Below are 15,579 nucleotides of genomic sequence, written 5' to 3'. Positions count from 1 at the left end.
TGTCAGTTTGAGTCTGTGTCGGCAATTCGCGTACTGGCGTACTCGAGCGGTTCCTCACAGTCAGGACAGGACTTCTGAGCGGTAGTCGGCTTCTCCGACGCCCATGTTTCATAGCCACAGTACGTACAGACGAATCGGTGCTCCAGTAGCCCCTGTTCGGTTAGGAGACCCTTCAGCGAGTCTCGGATACTTGTGAGGTGACTTGGAACCTCGATGTACTGATTTTCGGCGAGCGTCCCGCACAGCCAGTCCGCCTTGTTGTACGTGTCCATCAGCGTCTGCCTGTGTTTCGGATGAAGGTCCGATTCGATGTTGCTCCCTGTCTCCTCGGGAGATTTGCTGCTCTCTGGTTCTGCTTCAGGCAATTCCGATCACCTCGATTGTCGTGACCGTGTTTTCCCGCCCGCCGTATCCGTTATCATCGACCTCCTCGATGATCGTTTCTCCGTCTGGCCCGTCGTGACGGATACGATAGAAGGTCTCTGGGTCAGCCTTCAGCGAAACCATCCCCGAGTCCTCGTCAACGCGGATTACCTCCATCTCGCCGTAGGGGGTTGCTGTCGGGTCTGACTCGTTAACGGTCAGCAGGAGTCCTGGTTGCATTGCCCGACACAGCTCTTCGTAGTGTTCTGGGTCTGTTTCTTCTGTACTCATTGTTGGTGTCGCTTGGAGTTCGTCTGGGAGATCGTACTCTGGATTCGTCTGAACGATCTCCATCCCCATCAGGATGTGATTGAGGGCGTTCGCTTTGTGTTCGATCATTCCCGCAGTATCGTCGGCTTCCTCTCTGCCACGTGCTAAGAACAGTTCGTCCACGGCCTTGAAGATATGCCCTCGTGGGTGGTCGAACAGCCAGTTCTTCCCCCGCCCATGCTCTGCGATTCGAGCATTGAATTCACGAACGGCCTGCGTCTCCAGCACTTCGAGCTGGCGACTCGGGTATTCGGGAAGCTCTTGTGGTGCCCCATCCTCGGTTGTAGCAGGCTGCTTGTCGTTGTTCATAACTGGTCAGGGGAGAGGATATCGTGGTCTCCAGGTGGGAGGCGTTCAAGCCGTAGCGCCGGGTTGTCGAGCCACTCGGCGGGTCTGTGTGAGCCTTTTCGTCCGGCGTACTCGTGGATGAACTCGATCGTATTCGTCTGCTCGTCGTAAAACGTATCGACGATAGACCCGTCGTATAAAGCGGCATCGGCACTCGCGAACGCTCGAACGTTCCGCGAAGCGGATACCACTCGGTACAACCGTACTGTCCCTTCTGGTACATCATATGCGACGAGCTTCTCACCGGCGACTTCCCACGAGTGCCACTCTCGGATGTGGGTCTGTACGAGATGGGGGTTCGGGTCGTCCGTAGACTCGTTGTTCGGTTCGTTGCTTTCCGCGCCTGTCTCGCGTGTTGTGTCGGTCATCGGTTGGCTCCTTTCCGTCTTCACCACGCCTTCAGCGATGATTGGCTCTCGTCCGTGTCGATGAATGCCTCGGGATGTTCATCTGGGTCGGGCTGTACTGCCGGAGCGTTGCACTCTGGACAGCGATTGTTCTCAAGGGAACGGTAGTCGTCCCGATCGCCTGTCCAGCCGCACATGCCGCACCGGACATCGTAATCGATGTCGTTATTCATTATCCTATTGGAGGTCGGACTCTTCGATGCCGAGTTCCAGAAGTTCTTCTGGAGCCGGTGCTGGAATCGTTGCTGTGTACTCGTTGGTGGAGGCCGCCATATCAGCAGTATGAACGAGCTTCCCGATCTCGCCTTCCGCTGCTGGCCCGTCGTAAAAAGGCCCCATGTGTTCCTCGACTGCGATGGCGACTTCTTCCGGGAGTCTTGACTCTTCTCGGACTACGTCGGCCATCGTGAGGTTGTGATCTGATGTCGAACTCTCTTCAGGCGCGTGGTGGGGACCCTGCTTTCGTTGGTCATGGAGTGTCGCGGCGGCTCTCGCGTAGTCCAGTTCGTCCTCGTCGATTCGTCCTTGGACGATCCACGAATCGGAAAAGTATTCGACGCCAGTAGATACCATCAGCGAGTGTGCCCAGAGGCCATGCTGATTCCGACAGAGTTCGTTGTGGTAGTCTCCATTCGCGGCCGGTTCGACCCAGAAGTACGCAGGTGCTCGCCGAGAGAGTTCGATGACTTCCAGGCGGATCTCGTCGTCTTCGATGTAGTCGATCGAGGGCAGTCGGCGGCGTGTTTCCTCGACCGAGAGTTTCGGCTGTGGGAGTTCTTGTGGTGAACTCACAAGACGAGAGAAGGCTTGGCTCTCGGTATCTGCCGGCGAGTCCGTGTATTGGTACCCGCACTCGGGACAGACAGGGTGCCTTTTGTCTTCCGAGACTGCGTAGACCATCTCCTGCAGCTCGTGGTCGTGGAAGCAGGCGGGACACGTCGATGTTGCTGAGGCTTGGTCGGGCATAGCGGGTCTACGATTGTCTTGTTGGACGTCTACCGTATAGCTTTGTACTCTGATGGGCTATGCTTCCTTCCCTTACCAAGCCGTTTGAACGCTGGCCTCCGAATCACTTGGTAAGGTTCGGCCGCCTGTTACGCTGTCGCCGGCGACGGCGTGCTTTCTGCGTCGAACGACGGCCCACTTGGGGCTTCAGGGCCGGGTGCCGGTCCGTCTACGGTGATCTCGTTGGCTGTGGGACCTTCATCTTCGCCACCCTCTGCTTCCGTCATCCCGCCTCCGTTGTCGTTCGAGGAACCACCGAAGACCGCCCCGTAGGGGGTGAAATCGATGGTGAGCTCGACGTAGAGGTCCTTCAGCGGGTTGATCCTCTCCCGGCTGGAGACGCTGGGGATGAGATTTCGTTCGCTATGGAAGTCGAACTCAGCGGCAGAATACCGTTTGACGAGCGCCGTGAGTGCTCCGTGAGTGACCGTGAGCGAGATCTCGAACTCGTTTCCGGGCATCAGGTCTCCACTGAACCCGCCCGTCTCTACTTTCATCGCCGGCCGGAGCGTCTCTTCGAAGAACGAGAGACAGTCATCGAACGCTTCACTTGCTGTTAGGACTCGCTGGCTCATCATTCAACCCTCTACCCCAATCGGGATTTAAAAACCGCCGGAACCGCCCGTCTAAGGCGTCCGGCTGTTACAGCCTCGTGTATTTCCATCCGGTGTAGCCGGCGAAGATACCGACCGCGTAGGGTGTCGCCTGAGCCCAATATGGAAGCGCAGATGGAACGACGAAACCGATGACGTTCAGCAGGAACAGGAGGAGCAAAGTAGTGACCATGAAGGCGATCAGCGCGACCGAAAGGGGTTCGCCGTAGGGAAGGGCGTGTTCGACGCTGCGTTTGAATTCGAGAACCCGAGAATGGTAGCTCTCGAGGAGTCCCGAGTCTTCGTGATCCATACTTCGCTGTTTGTGGATTACCGTCAAAAGGGTACTGCTAATCAGAAACTGTTTGGACCGGCCCGTCTGACGTGCTGGCCCCCTGTTGGTCGTCGACTGGGGTAGAGGACGGGTCAGTAGGGGACCTGACGAATAGAGCGTGTCCGACGAGACACGCTGCTGTAACCCCGCCAAGCAAGATTCCTGCTGTGACTGGGTAGCCGACCAGGTGAAAGACGGAAGGGATGCCTAACTGGACGATCGGGATACTGCCGAGGATGAGATCGTAGTACCTGGTCATTGCTCAGTTGAACTGTCGGCTATCTTCAGTATAAACATTTCGCGTACTGTTCCTTTAACAACGGCGCTGTCATTCTGAATCCAACTCATAACGTATGATTCTGGGGTGGAGTGGTAGACCGCTCTTCTTTCGGAACCAGTTCCTGCTCGTAGGGCCTGAACTGGCATTGTTCACACTCGTAGAGAGAACCTGCCTCCGCAGCTCCCCCTTCACGCTCGGGGAGCGGGCTCAGGCTCGAACATCCACACTGCGGACAACACTTCGACTCTTCCGTCGGGTCGACAACATCGAGGTCGTAGTTCTCGGGACTCACTCCCCACTGATGCCGTAACTCGAAGTCAACGTGCGCCCGAACTGCATCGTCGAACGTGGGGGGTTCGGGCTCGAATTCACGGGAAGGGAGTGTGCGTGAGAGATGTCGTGCCGTATGAATCGAGTCGTGAACCGTATAGATCCCGACCCAACTGACCTTTGGCGTTCCGACCGACCACCGCTCAGTGTCCTGTCGCGGAACGAGCTTGTCGAGGGTAGCGGGATGATCCCCGGTCGGAACCCAGAACGCATTGTGGAGAATGCGTCCGCCCGGTTCGGTGATTCGTACGAGTTCGCTAAAGAGGCGCTCTCGGTCAGCCTGCGAGACGCTCTTCCATGGCGGGTCCGCTAACGTCCAACTGAAGGTATCATCGTCGAACGGGAGTCGACTATCGAGAATATCTACTCGGACCGTGTCTTCGTCGGTTTCGATGTAGTCAGCCGCCGGATGCGATGTTGGGTCCGAGGCCGAATAGAGCGAACTGATGACGTCGATGGGCGGTGTCCCGCTGATATGGTCCTGAAGGTATGTCCGTGCCCGTTCGAGATTCGTCCCCGAGTCGGCCTGTAGAGAAGCAACCAGCTCGGTCGGCGTGTTCAGGTCGACACGGATGTCCCCCAGCGGCGAGAGGCCCGCACAGATATTCGCGACAGGCCCATCAGCATCAGCTACCAGAGACTCGACCCAGGCCTCGAATTGTTCTGGCCACCGCCACGTTCCCTTGAACTCGTGTTCTGCGCTCTGATGGTGGGTTGTCGCCATATTTCTCCCTCCGACGTTAGCTGTTGGCCTGCTGGCGCTGCTCTGATTCAGATTGCGCCGGCGGGTTCGCGGTTACCTCTCGGTTCACGAGCGTCATCGTCGGGGTTCGGCGCTCCGTATGGTCTTCCTCGCCGTGCTTGTTGATGTGGTCAGCTACGTCGGTGTACGCACCGTTGATGACCCCTTCGTGTCCACACGGACACGTGAACTGGTACGAATCGTGGAGAACTCCGAGCTCTTCCAGTACCGCATCGAGGGCCTCGTGATGCTGCCGTAGGTGGCTTTCAGTCCCGCCGTTCTGCCAGCCAGCGTGCGATCCGAGACTGTAACTGATACCGTCCTCCGGGTCGTGATGGAAGAACAGCATCGCGAACGCTCGCTCATTCCTGAAGGTGAGGACACTACCGAACTTTGACCTTCTCGCCTTCGATGGTGTCCCGAGCGCACGGCAGGACGCTATCGGTTCAGGAACATCTATATCCTCGTACTTCTCCGGGTACCGGCCGTAGATTGAATCCCCGAGATGGTGGAGGATTGCTGACCGAACCTTTCTCGTCTCCTCTATCGTTTGTACCGTCAACGGAAGCCTAATCATCTTTCACTCCCACCGGGATACACAAACTAACTGCTGGTCGCGAGAACGGCCGTTAGGGACAACCGGATTGTTCAGTTCGAGATGGTCTCTTCTTCGATCTCCCCGCCACAGACTGGACACTCGTTCGGCGGTTCGATTTCCTCGTACTCCCGTTCGCCGTCTGTGCCAGAAATGCCCGTGAACTGCTTGCCCATCTCGAAGTCATCACAGTTGGAACACGAGTACTTCACCCGTTCTTCTTTGTGAGTTCCGATGCTCATTGTCTCTACTGCTCTCGGGGTCCTGTTGGGGTTTTGGTCAGGCATATTTCTCGAGTGCGCGGTAGGCGGATTCGGCTCTATGTTCGAGTTCGGTTTCGACTTCCTTGGGGAGTTCGGAATTGTCGGTTCACGGGCGTTCTTCGCCCTCAGTGGACGTACAAGCGATCTCTCGTTTTGGCATCGGGACCCATCTCAGTTTCCGTCGTCTGTTGTTCGCTGGTCGTCGATCTCGTATATTCGCTCTTCTTCGTCGGGGGTTGACAGAGCGATCATCCCCTCGCCAAGACGGTCATCCCAGTCTCCATTGTCAGGATACGTCTGAAGGATTCCACTCACTTCGGGGAGGCCCGGTTCGGCTACACGCGGCTGGATTTTGAGCGTTGGCTTATGCAGTGTGAGCCGTCCGGTGTAGCCGACGAGCCAGTCCGGGACGTGGAGACCGTCGTCGTCAAGAATTAGTGTTCCGTCTGCTTCGATGGTCCCGCTGTGAACGTTCTTGTACCACGACCAGATGGCGCGGGCGGTTTTCGTTCCGATCCCATCTCGCTCTTCGATGTCTTCACCCGATTCGAGAGCATCGATGAGCTGGCTTTTCGTCACGAAGGCGTCGTGAATGGCGCTGGCTTGGTTGCCGTTCACGTCCATATTCTGTTTGACCCAACCGTTCTTCAGGAAGATCGGGGAGTCGTGTGATTCAGTCTCGCTCATTGGTGATTACGTGTTTTCAGTGATGTACTTGTTGACAAGCTGTGCCCGTGCGTTCCCGTGTGTCAGCAGTTCGTCGACCATTCGTTCCGTTGTTGGGGTGTCCCAACGTTCCCACATATGCGATGCCATAGGTATCTCTGAATGTTCTGTTGACAGCCTCTATTACGAACGCTCTCTATTATAAAACGAGGGGTAAAAACTCCGACTGTAGTGATTCTCGGCGTTTTGTTGGGTTTTCTCCCGGATGTATGACCTACTGGAGTTCGATTCCGGCGTCTTCAAGCCACTCTCCGGCGCTTGTATCTGAGACTATCGACGGCTTCTCGCCGCTCGGAGTCCGAATGGATGTTACCAGGACGTGCTTCCCCCCGTCACTCGTGAAAGATCCGGCCGAACCGTTAGGCGGCACGATTCCTTCGTAGTGCGTCCCGTAGCCTTTGAATCGATACCGCCAGTACCCGCTTTCGTGATCGTCCCAGTATCGCTCGACGAGTTCCCACGTTCGAGTACGGTCGTTGACGATGATCTCGTCGCCTTCCCGCAACGAGAGTAGATAGTTTCGAATCCACTCCTCGTCCATCACTTCTGATCCGGCCATAGATTGCTATTCGTCGGTATCGGTATTGTCGTTTTGGGTGTCCTCGTACACCTCTCGGCGAGCTATCTGTCGATAGTGGCGTCCGAGCTCTTCGACCACGGTCGCGATCTCCAGTGGGGGAACTTCGTTCGGCTGTTCGTCTCGCCACTGTTCGATCGTTTCTCGAATCTGTATCGACAGCGCAATCCGGTCGTACTCGTAGGGGTCGTATCGGGAGGCGTTCATCCGGTGACTGAACCCGTGGAAGACGACGCCAAGCTCGCTGGGGCTGTACCCTCGGTTATAGAGCGTCTCGACGATGGACTCGATACCATCGTGAATCGCTCGATGCTCATCGGTTGTCATCCGGTCGGGGTTGTCGACTCGGCCTTGGCGTTCTTCCGGGAACGTCGGCATCGCGTCTTCGATCACGTCCTGTAGCGGCTCTCCGACATCTGGACTGCTGTTCTCCTCGTCTTGGCGTTGGGGATCGTCTTCGCTCATCGTCACACGGATAGGTTACGGGCCGGCATTGACCGCTGCTTTACGTTGGGGAGCGCCCGATGCCGATTTTGGTTCTCCGCACTTTGCACAGACGGGCGTGTCGCCTCGCAACTTGAAGTACGTTGATCCACACTCTGAACATCGCTCGTCGTCGTTATCCTCGATAGACTCTCGAAAGTGGTCCGTGATCCAGATATCACCCTCAAGCCGGTGCCCCGGTGGGTAGAAGCGAACCCGGCAATCGTGCTTCGCGATTTCGTAGACGAGTTCAGGCGACAGCGACCGAACATCGGTCTGTTCGGTCCAGACAGTCTCGAGAACCACCACGTAGACTGGTCGCTCTGCTCCATCGCCGTTCCCTACTGTCCCGCTCTGCTCGATGTAGGCGGGCCGGAATCGGGAGCCAGCTGCTTCCACGCGGTCGCCGGTGAACGTCTCCCCCCGGTGAGTTGTCATCGGGTCGCCGTCACGTTCACGGAGGTTCTCCTCGTTGACGACGTCGGGGCATCCGTTCACGGCGTCTCGGACAGCTGCCGCTTTATCGGAGTTCATCGTTGTAGTCAGGCGTACTCTTCACTGAAGTCCTCAGGCTCGACTCCGCCAACAGATGGCGCAATCGATTTTGCCAGCTCGATGATCGAGTCTGGGCCGTCTACCGTTTCTCCGACCTCGACGTGGTGGCCCGTCTCATCCGCGTGTTTTTCGGCGATCGTGTGATGGGCGTCAGCAACAGCACGAGTCTGCCCAGCGTCCCGAGGATGTTCTGAAATCGTCAGTAGGTCCTCCTCATCGCAACCGTCGCAGATGACGTGGATGAGGGTATGCTCCTCTTCCTGGTCGACCGATTCACTTTCGGACATCGTCGAACAAGTAGCGGTTACGAAATCCAGCACCTACTAACTTCGGCTTCGGTGGCTGTCAGGCGAGAGACGCGGCCTTCTCTGCTGATAGGGACCCGAAGTTCTCGGTGAACGGCTCGTCGACGTGGTTGTTGATCGTGATTTCAGTATCTGTTGCTCCCGAGAGCGTGGCTTCGGGGTACATCGAAACCCGGTACGTGTACTCCGGGTCGTTCTCCCTGTGGTCGTCGTTGTTCACGGTCGCGGCCTCGTTGACGAGGCTCATTAGGCCGTAGAGCCCACCGACCCGTTCACAGTCACCGAAGAGTTCGTTGAGGCGCTCGAGCATCTCCTCGGGCCGAATCACCTCTGAGAACGTGAGCACTACCGTCTCCGGGACTCGTCCGTGTTCGTTGTGCAGCACCACCTTCACGTAGCCGTTGTCTGAGTCAGTCATTGTAAGCGGAATCCTGCGGTAGACTGCTCATCTACCGCACTCCTTCACCGGGGAATGGGAGGTAAAAAATACTACAAGACTGACTGCGAGTTATCGAGAACCAGCCCCGTCGTCGGGGATCTCGGGCTCGGAAAACGCCGATCCGAGCTGTTCTTCGAGATTGTACGCACTTCCTTTCTCGTGCTCACTGAGGTTGTGCCATCGCTCCTTGTCAGTACTGTAGTACAGTCCGTTCAGGGCCATGTCCGTCGCAACCCAGTTTCCGCCAGTGTCCATCACGAAGTCCAGCGACCACGAAGCGTTGTCGAACTCATGGGCAGCCCGATACGCCCACTCGTACAGCTGTTCGGCGTCCCTGTTGATAGCGTTGATGACTCGCTGGTAGTGTTCAACACCTTCAGGGGTCCTCGCGAAGGTCTCTTTATCTACTCGTGGGAAATGATACAGTACCTCGCCGCCGCTGATGAAGAACCGGACCTCTGGATGAAGCGTTGCTCGCCCGTCTGGATGGAAGTCCAAGTCCAACCGTTCACGAATAGCGAGTGCGGAGAACAGCGGCATCTTCGCCATGATCCGGTCCTGAAGTTGGTGCATCACCGTGTGGGCGAGTGAAGTGTCCGATGGCTCCTCGATGTAGTTACCTGTGTTTCCGAGATTTGTCGCTGATTTGTAGTCGCCTCGCAGGAACGCTTGACCGTTCTCAGTATGTTCGACGAACTCCCGCATCACGTCGAAATCGGGCTTGCCGAAGAACGCCAGTACGACTCCAGGCTCTTCGACCATCAGAATTTCCATCAGCCCGATATCCTTCTCTTCCAGTAGTGCCTTTCCTTCGCCACCCTCCAGTTCGAGAATCTCCGTGTCGATCGTGGGAACATCGACAGACTCGAGGCGAGGGAACCAATGAGAAAGCTGATTCCGCTCATCGAAAAAGTCGACAACCTCAGGTTCGAACCCCTCGGGAAGCCCGTTAGCGAACTGGTCCTGGTACTCTGCCAGATTCGATGGCGATTCACAGGACATTTCCGAGATTTCTGCGAGGGCGTCTTCGACATCGATCCCTTCTCCCTCTTCTCCCGGACGATCCTCTGTAACCTCGATTCCGTTGGGGTCCTCTTCACTCATATCTCTCACTCCCCATCGGAGCACAAAAACTCCACTGGGGGCTATGCTGGTGGGTTAGAGGAAAGCAGAGATTGTCGTATCAGTTGTTGAGGTATCCGACGGTTCGGAAGTCGCCGCTGTTCCGTCCTGTGGAGTCTGTTCTGTGACGGTCATGAGAGCGGCGAGAGACGGGTCGCTGTTGTCTTCCCAGTCTAACGAGTAGATTGTGTCCAGTTCCACCTTCTTGCTGTGTGCGAGCCGCTGCGGTGCCCTGTAGATGATTGTACCGCCTTTCCGTGTGACCTCCGTGGCTTGGTACAGGGGTTGGTGGTACTTGTACGGATTCCGCTTGGGATTCAGATGTACCGTCACGTCGATACTGTTCGGGTCATACGGGAGCTCTTCTTGGTCTCCAGTGTAGGTTAGATACTCTCGGAGGGCCGTGTGGAGATTCTGCTTGATCGATGTTTCCAGCCGAGTAGCCTCAGCGTCGGAGTTCGCGATGATGAGTAGAATCTCGTCGTCAGGGTCGATATTTCGCGCGACCAATTCCGCGAACGTCCGTTTCCACAGGTGTGTCTCGTCGTGCTCGTGAAGTGGTTGGTCTGAAGACATCGGTACTCTCCTCTATTGGGAATCGCTTGGCAGGCAGTCCTCACAGAGGTCCTTGCCACGGAGTGAGTCGACAGCTGGTTTCTCTCCGCACTCATCGCACGGCGGAGCCACGCCAGCCAACTCTCCTACGTCCGCGTCGTCCGGGTCACCTACGTTCGGTGCTTCTTCCCGGTGAATATCCCCGAATACCATCTATCTCTCACTCCATCTCGGAGTACAGAAACTATCGCCGGCGCACGAACCGTCCGGGGTTGTAAGAAACGGCTCGCTCACTCCGCAGCCTGCGGGATGTTCTTCTCGTCGCGCTCGATTGGGAGCTCGTTGAGGTCCACGATCTCGGCTGACCCGTAATCCCCGATGTTCTGCTCGAAGACCATCTCGTAACTCGACGAAAGAATCGTCGACGTATGTTCGAGTACCCCGTCCCGGTAGACGAATTTCTTGTACTCCGGCCACGGGTCGGTCAGAACGATGACCTCAGTGGTCTTGTTCACCTTCAACTGGTCGTCCTCTCGGTGTTCGCCTGCCTCGAACACGGCTGCACTGCACCAACCCAGCGCCCCTTCGAGGCTGTCTGCTGACTTTACCGTCTGTCCGTCGATGTCTGTGCCGTCTTGTGAGCTGATCATAGAAGCCACCTCGTGAGTGTGCTGATGATCGTACGCTTCGCGATGAACTGTTCTGGAATTTCGAGACTGTGCTTCTCGCAAACGGCCCGGTAGGGAGGTTTCACCCCTAAATCACGGAGGAAGTGACGGTCGAGGATACCTGCGTCCTCGCCGTCCAGCCACACGATCTCGACGTACTTAGACCCATGATCGGACGTCTTCGGGGCGGACACGACCGCAAACCAGTCGGAAAAGGTCACTTCACCGTCGTCGACCCAGCAACGCCGACAGATCGCGCCTGGAGTGATGTCTTCTTCGTGGAAGACATGACCATCGACGCAGTCCGGGGTATCCATCTCGACAGTCCGTTGTCCCGACTCTGAAGCTTGCGCCATGATGTATCGTTGTCCAGTTGGTCGCTACGCCGGCCACTCGACGATGACGACGTACGTGGTCTCAGGATCGTTCCCTCCGGTCGCGATTTTCCGCCCGACGAGGTCGCTTGGACTGCAGTTGCGCCCTTCGGCGTGATGTGCTTTCACGGCAGCGACGACGTCGGTATCCTCGGTCGGCCCGAGGTACTTGTAGACCACCGAGTCGATGTCGGCCGTCTCCACTTCACTGCCGTCAGCGGCCTCTACTTCTCCGGTCATCGCTCTGCTACCTCCGGCCCTCTACTGGTGCGGTCTCGTTCGGGATTCGCGTTCTCGGATACCATTCTGGATTCCTACCCTCTACATCATCTCGGGGTGATAAAAACTTTAGTCGATGCTCTAACCCGCAAGCGTTACTCGTCGGCCTGATGGAAACAGGACAGTCGCGTATGGTGTCAGCCGAGGTCGAGCGTCAGTAGGAGGCGGTCGTCCTGGAAGCCTTCCAGTTCGGCGGCGATGTCGTTCTTGATGCCGAGGAGAGTCCCTTGGTCGTCGAGGAGATCCTCGAGGAGAACCCGACCGGAGATCGGAACGAGAGCCTCGTACTCGTCGTCGCTGACCTGTGTGATTTCGATGTCGTCCGTGTCGTGGATCTCGATGTCCCACGTCGCACAGATTTCGGTCGTTGCTGCTCGAAGCGCGTCTCGAAGGTTGTCGGTGTTGTCTACCATAGTTGGAACTGGTTGTGGTCGTGTACCGTGAAGTCGGTCTACCGCGTTTATTCGAGAACAGCCGTTAGTTCGACGCTGAGGCGCTGTTCCAAGAACAGCACGTAGGCGACGAACGACTCGAAGGATACATCTTCGCTGCGAAGCGAGATGAGAATGCGGTCTTCAGTGATATGTGCTGAAAGCTTGTCGTCCGTTTCGAGGTCCTTGACCGTTGCAGACGCGAAATGCTCTCGTTGTCCGTCGTGGTTTCCTGAGAATGAGGCGACGAGGTCGAAGATTCGGTCGTGGTGGAGCCAGCTCGAAACGACGACGCCATCCTTCTCGATCGGCTCGCTGACCTCGAACGTTGCGGCGACACAGTGCTGGATGCGTTCACCGTACACTGCGTTGTCAAACGCAGTACGGAGGTCCGCTTTTCGATCCTCGCCGACGTCGTTGACGGGGATGTCGGCTCTCGTGTGGTATCGTTCTGCTTGGGACATAGTTAGTTTGTCTCGGGAGTGAACTGCTACCCTCTTAATATCTCGCTCTCCACTCCCGAACTCGGAGGGTAAAAATCAAGACATCTGATTGGTTAGGGGCAATGGCCGGTTTTGCTTATAAATCCCAGTATATAACTCCGTATCGTGCGAAGCGAGTGTATGGAGTTTCGCCGAGATCGGTTTAGAGTCGACCCTATGATCGTAATCGATACAGCGTTCCAAATCGCTGAAGCATACGGTCAACAGCACGCTGGGACTGGAAGAAATGCTAGTAGTACGACGTTGCCAGACCGTCAAGCGATAGGCTATGATGTCTTCCTAGATGGGGATAGTATCGACCGCTTCGAATTCCAAGACGAGGTCGAGCCAGGGTTTCCCAAATTGCGGAAACAGCACAAGCGGTATGAGAGAAGCTCCAACTGGGACGAACGTGATACTAAGCTATATGGTGAACCTCCGTTCCCCGATCAGCGGTTCTTCATCGAGTACGGTGATGGGCCGTACATCAAACTAACCGTTCACTTTAACCAATATATCACTCGTCATGGCGGATATTGCTATGAGCGTCGGTCACGGACGTTTGTTCCAAGATCATATCCTAATGATGAGCTTGCCCATTATCGGATTTCTCGAGAACAACTGAAGGAATGGGTACTTGAATTCCTCCCGAGTGATCCAAACCGTATCCGTTCGGAGGATGATGTGAACTTTGTAACTGGTGGTAATGGTGGTGAACGATTGAAACACCGGGTTGTTAGGTACTTAGAGCGATTACCGGATATTGAATCGAACTGGGAAAGGCATGAAGTTAGTCAACGGGCGATCTTTGAGACATCGTATGTTAGTGGATTACTGGATATTTCGGGTTGGTACGCGGAGAAACTCTGCTCTGAACTAGTTGAAGAAGCCGGGCCAGTTGTCAAAGTGGTGCCGCCGGAGGACAAGACTTCATTTGAGATATCTGAATTTGCAGTCGCTCACCAAAACCACTGGGAGAATGAGGGTGAATTCGACTATAATACAAGGAAATATCGTGGAGCGAGTCGAGTGACGTCTTCAAGAATAACTGTCACCTGATGCAGTTCTCCGTACAATGAATGGTGGAATCTTCTCTGATTGAATGTCACTAGGCGTATTGGATAGTTTGAGCTACCAGAATCGGGTTTGAGCACCTGAATTATAGGTGGTTAGGGGCACCGATTGATCGGGCTGTTGAGGGTACCGGGTAGTTACGGGCACCTGGTGGCAAGGTGGTTTGGGGCACCCAGAAAAGGGGTGGCTACGGGCACCGGATAGTCAGGCTGTTGAGGGCACCCAGAAAATGAGTGGTTACGGGCACCTGCTATTCGGAGATCTGATTCCGAGGAACGCCAGCAACTGCTTCGCCGTCGTGTATCGATTCGTTGTGCTGCTTCGCGACCGCCCACGCTTCGTTCTCGGTCGGCTTTTCCGACTCAGTTCCGCACTCTGGGCAGATCGCCGTGAACGAACCATCTGAGCCGTCGTGAGAGGGAAGTACCCTGACGCCGGTTATCTCGATGGTATTCCCCGCAGCTGCCGGAATCGCAGTCGCCGGGATATCCTCGACCGTAGTATCGCCACGGACGTGCGCGTTCGGCAGGTCGAACGGTCCGTCCACGTCCCAGATGCCGAAGAACGGGCACTTGGTGACTGAATAGTACCCGTCGTCAGTCTCGTACGTGAAGCAGATACTCCCATCGCTGTACGTGATCTTCTTGTGATTCCGTGTTCCGGTCGGGTCGATACTCGTTGGAACATCGGCCACTTCGCGAAGGTAACAGCCCTCGCAGAGACCGACTTCGGCAGCGAACGGACTGACTGCTATCTGGCCGACGTGGGTAGCCTCGTTCTCACACAAGTAACAGGTGTCGCTTTCACCTGTAAGCGGAACGATGAGCTCGTCACTGGTCGGGGGTGATGATGCACTTTCAGTCTTCATCGTTGTCCTCCGTGCTGGCTTCGTCGACGAGGAACGCATCCATCAGTTCTCTCAGTTGACTGATGACCTCTTTTGAACCGGAGACTTCCCTACACTCGCCGGCGACTGTCTTGATCTGCGCTCGTCCCATCTTTGCTGCGTCAGATGTCTCCCGGTCTGGGATGATCTGGATGGCGACGATCTCCTCGTCTTCGTTCTCAGCCCACTGTAGGGTATGCTCTTCGTACCCCGGTGGGTAGATGGAGTGAGCTTCGACGTCAACGTCGAGCATCTCGTCAGCGAGCAGTTCGACTCCTGTTGCCGTTATCCGGGCGACGGTTGAGTCGTCTCGGTCGATGCAATCGTGAAGCCCTGACGGGAGGAGGAACGACCCATCGTTTTCGATGGGTTCGACCTCTTCACCACAGGCAAGACAGGTGAACGTGAGTTCGTACTGAGTCATCTGTTACTCCTCGGTGTACGGAACGACGTCGGGGACGCGGAACGCCGTGATTGTATCACAGTAGTCGACAATCGGCTCCCACTCCGGCTGGACAGCTGGGACCCGATACATCCGAGCGATGATTCGGTAGAGCGCCCACTCCTCGTGGTCAGGAATCTTCCCCTCCGGGTAGTAGTCGTGAATTTCGTTCTCGATCTCCTGGTCGATCCGCTCTGTGTCGCCGGGGAGCGGTCGATAGCTCTGCAACCAGTGGAACGTGTAGCCGAGCCCCCGGAAGAACCACGTTGTCGGTTCGATTCCGTCACCGTCGCCGAAGTACTTCGAGGCCGACGCGAACGCATCCAACCCTCCGGTGTTGTAGAGAATTGGATACTCGCGATCGCCGGCGTCGTACCACAGACTGAAGCCGACAGTTTCGGCTTCCGGTGGGTTCGTGATGAAGAACGTGTAGGCGTCTTGCGCCTCACGGAGGTGCGAACAGGTGATGTGGACGGTACCATCAGCTGCCGGAACACGAACGTCTCCTGGTCGGATCTCGTAGTCGCACTCTGCACACGAGAGTACGGTATGAGCGTCGGTGTCGGAATCGGACATGGATTCTGTTGGAAC

The 15,579-nt window shown here is 56.3% G+C and carries 27 protein-coding genes; 1 reads left to right on the top strand and 26 read right to left on the bottom strand.

What is annotated here, in order from left to right; all coding sequences use genetic code 11:
- Window positions 1–2: 2 nt before the first annotated feature.
- From HZS54_RS11885 to HZS54_RS11780, 23 genes are all read right to left on the bottom strand, one after another.
- Window positions 3–365 (bottom strand): hypothetical protein, encoded by a 363-nt coding sequence (locus tag HZS54_RS11885; protein WP_179922736.1) that lies wholly within the window; start codon window positions 363–365, stop codon window positions 3–5.
- On the bottom strand, window positions 358–1,002 hold the full coding sequence (locus HZS54_RS11880; RefSeq protein WP_179922735.1) for a hypothetical protein: 645 nt from the start codon (window positions 1,000–1,002) through the stop codon (window positions 358–360). The genes HZS54_RS11885 and HZS54_RS11880 overlap by 8 nt, the downstream gene beginning before the upstream one ends.
- Entirely contained in the window at window positions 999–1,409 is a 411-nt protein-coding gene (locus HZS54_RS11875) for a hypothetical protein (protein WP_179922734.1), read from the bottom strand. The genes HZS54_RS11880 and HZS54_RS11875 overlap by 4 nt, the downstream gene beginning before the upstream one ends.
- A 216-nt stretch (window positions 1,410–1,625) precedes the next feature.
- Window positions 1,626–2,348 carry an HD domain-containing protein gene (locus HZS54_RS11870; protein WP_179922733.1) on the bottom strand — a complete coding sequence of 241 codons (723 nt, stop codon included), beginning with the start codon at window positions 2,346–2,348 and terminating at the stop codon, window positions 1,626–1,628.
- A 194-nt stretch (window positions 2,349–2,542) separates the two neighbouring features.
- Window positions 2,543–3,028, bottom strand: coding sequence for a hypothetical protein (locus HZS54_RS11865; RefSeq protein WP_179922732.1), 486 nt, complete (start codon window positions 3,026–3,028; stop codon window positions 2,543–2,545).
- 67 nt (window positions 3,029–3,095) lie between these two features.
- Window positions 3,096–3,359 carry a hypothetical protein gene (locus HZS54_RS11860; RefSeq protein WP_179922731.1) on the bottom strand — a complete coding sequence of 88 codons (264 nt, stop codon included), beginning with the start codon at window positions 3,357–3,359 and terminating at the stop codon, window positions 3,096–3,098.
- Between the two features lie 37 nt (window positions 3,360–3,396).
- Window positions 3,397–3,639 (bottom strand): DUF8015 family protein, encoded by a 243-nt coding sequence (locus tag HZS54_RS26785; RefSeq protein WP_484496841.1) that lies wholly within the window; start codon window positions 3,637–3,639, stop codon window positions 3,397–3,399.
- Between the two features lie 85 nt (window positions 3,640–3,724).
- Window positions 3,725–4,714 carry a class I SAM-dependent methyltransferase gene (locus HZS54_RS11855; RefSeq protein WP_179922730.1) on the bottom strand — a complete coding sequence of 330 codons (990 nt, stop codon included), beginning with the start codon at window positions 4,712–4,714 and terminating at the stop codon, window positions 3,725–3,727.
- 16 nt (window positions 4,715–4,730) lie between these two features.
- Complete coding sequence (locus HZS54_RS11850; protein ID WP_179922729.1) at window positions 4,731–5,309, bottom strand: hypothetical protein; 579 nt, start codon at window positions 5,307–5,309, stop codon at window positions 4,731–4,733.
- Between the two features lie 71 nt (window positions 5,310–5,380).
- Window positions 5,381–5,569 carry a hypothetical protein gene (locus tag HZS54_RS11845; RefSeq protein ID WP_179922728.1) on the bottom strand — a complete coding sequence of 63 codons (189 nt, stop codon included), beginning with the start codon at window positions 5,567–5,569 and terminating at the stop codon, window positions 5,381–5,383.
- Between the two features lie 192 nt (window positions 5,570–5,761).
- Entirely contained in the window at window positions 5,762–6,277 is a 516-nt protein-coding gene (locus HZS54_RS11840) for a hypothetical protein (protein WP_179922727.1), read from the bottom strand.
- Between the two features lie 253 nt (window positions 6,278–6,530).
- Window positions 6,531–6,875, bottom strand: coding sequence for a hypothetical protein (locus HZS54_RS11835; protein ID WP_179922726.1), 345 nt, complete (start codon window positions 6,873–6,875; stop codon window positions 6,531–6,533).
- 6 nt (window positions 6,876–6,881) lie between these two features.
- Complete coding sequence (locus HZS54_RS11830) at window positions 6,882–7,358, bottom strand: hypothetical protein (RefSeq protein WP_179922725.1); 477 nt, start codon at window positions 7,356–7,358, stop codon at window positions 6,882–6,884.
- A gap of 15 nt (window positions 7,359–7,373) precedes the next feature.
- On the bottom strand, window positions 7,374–7,910 hold the full coding sequence (locus HZS54_RS11825; protein ID WP_179922724.1) for a hypothetical protein: 537 nt from the start codon (window positions 7,908–7,910) through the stop codon (window positions 7,374–7,376).
- An 8-nt stretch (window positions 7,911–7,918) separates the two neighbouring features.
- Window positions 7,919–8,251, bottom strand: a complete 333-nt coding sequence (locus HZS54_RS11820; RefSeq protein WP_179922723.1) for a hypothetical protein — start codon at window positions 8,249–8,251, stop codon at window positions 7,919–7,921.
- Window positions 8,252–8,276: 25 nt separating this feature from the next.
- The gene (locus tag HZS54_RS11815; RefSeq protein ID WP_179922722.1) at window positions 8,277–8,654 is read right to left on the bottom strand and encodes a hypothetical protein; all 378 of its coding nucleotides are present in this window, start codon (window positions 8,652–8,654) and stop codon (window positions 8,277–8,279) included.
- 90 nt (window positions 8,655–8,744) lie between these two features.
- Complete coding sequence (locus HZS54_RS11810) at window positions 8,745–9,779, bottom strand: hypothetical protein (protein ID WP_179922721.1); 1,035 nt, start codon at window positions 9,777–9,779, stop codon at window positions 8,745–8,747.
- Window positions 9,780–9,833: 54 nt separating this feature from the next.
- Window positions 9,834–10,373 (bottom strand): hypothetical protein, encoded by a 540-nt coding sequence (locus HZS54_RS11805; protein ID WP_179922720.1) that lies wholly within the window; start codon window positions 10,371–10,373, stop codon window positions 9,834–9,836.
- A gap of 269 nt (window positions 10,374–10,642) precedes the next feature.
- A complete protein-coding gene (locus HZS54_RS11800) occupies window positions 10,643–11,002 on the bottom strand; it encodes a hypothetical protein (RefSeq protein ID WP_179922719.1) in 360 nt (119 codons plus the stop codon).
- Complete coding sequence (locus tag HZS54_RS11795) at window positions 10,999–11,337, bottom strand: hypothetical protein (RefSeq protein WP_179922718.1); 339 nt, start codon at window positions 11,335–11,337, stop codon at window positions 10,999–11,001. The genes HZS54_RS11800 and HZS54_RS11795 overlap by 4 nt, the downstream gene beginning before the upstream one ends.
- A gap of 63 nt (window positions 11,338–11,400) precedes the next feature.
- Window positions 11,401–11,634 carry a hypothetical protein gene (locus tag HZS54_RS11790; protein ID WP_179922717.1) on the bottom strand — a complete coding sequence of 78 codons (234 nt, stop codon included), beginning with the start codon at window positions 11,632–11,634 and terminating at the stop codon, window positions 11,401–11,403.
- Between the two features lie 176 nt (window positions 11,635–11,810).
- A complete protein-coding gene (locus tag HZS54_RS11785) occupies window positions 11,811–12,086 on the bottom strand; it encodes a hypothetical protein (RefSeq protein ID WP_179922716.1) in 276 nt (91 codons plus the stop codon).
- A gap of 47 nt (window positions 12,087–12,133) precedes the next feature.
- Window positions 12,134–12,568 (bottom strand): hypothetical protein, encoded by a 435-nt coding sequence (locus HZS54_RS11780; RefSeq protein ID WP_179922715.1) that lies wholly within the window; start codon window positions 12,566–12,568, stop codon window positions 12,134–12,136.
- A gap of 195 nt (window positions 12,569–12,763) precedes the next feature.
- Between HZS54_RS11780 and HZS54_RS11775 the strand changes: the two genes are divergently transcribed.
- Window positions 12,764–13,645, top strand: a complete 882-nt coding sequence (locus tag HZS54_RS11775) for a hypothetical protein (RefSeq protein ID WP_179922714.1) — start codon at window positions 12,764–12,766, stop codon at window positions 13,643–13,645.
- Between the two features lie 265 nt (window positions 13,646–13,910).
- Here the strand turns inward: HZS54_RS11775 and HZS54_RS11770 are convergent, their stop codons facing one another.
- The 3 genes from HZS54_RS11770 to HZS54_RS11760 are packed head-to-tail and all read right to left on the bottom strand — an operon-like array spanning window position 13,911 to window position 15,564.
- A complete protein-coding gene (locus HZS54_RS11770; RefSeq protein WP_179922713.1) occupies window positions 13,911–14,528 on the bottom strand; it encodes a DUF8149 family protein in 618 nt (205 codons plus the stop codon).
- Entirely contained in the window at window positions 14,518–14,970 is a 453-nt protein-coding gene (locus HZS54_RS11765; RefSeq protein WP_179922712.1) for a hypothetical protein, read from the bottom strand. Before HZS54_RS11765 ends, HZS54_RS11770 begins: the two co-directional genes overlap by 11 nt.
- A gap of 3 nt (window positions 14,971–14,973) precedes the next feature.
- Entirely contained in the window at window positions 14,974–15,564 is a 591-nt protein-coding gene (locus HZS54_RS11760; RefSeq protein ID WP_179922711.1) for a hypothetical protein, read from the bottom strand.
- Between the last annotated feature and the right edge of the window lie 15 nt (window positions 15,565–15,579).

This window comes from Halosimplex pelagicum (genome assembly GCF_013415905.1).
Taxonomy (GTDB): domain Archaea; phylum Halobacteriota; class Halobacteria; order Halobacteriales; family Haloarculaceae; genus Halosimplex; species Halosimplex pelagicum.
The sequence above is the reverse complement of the archived record's forward strand: the minus strand, read 5'-3'. Positions and strand labels throughout refer to the sequence as shown.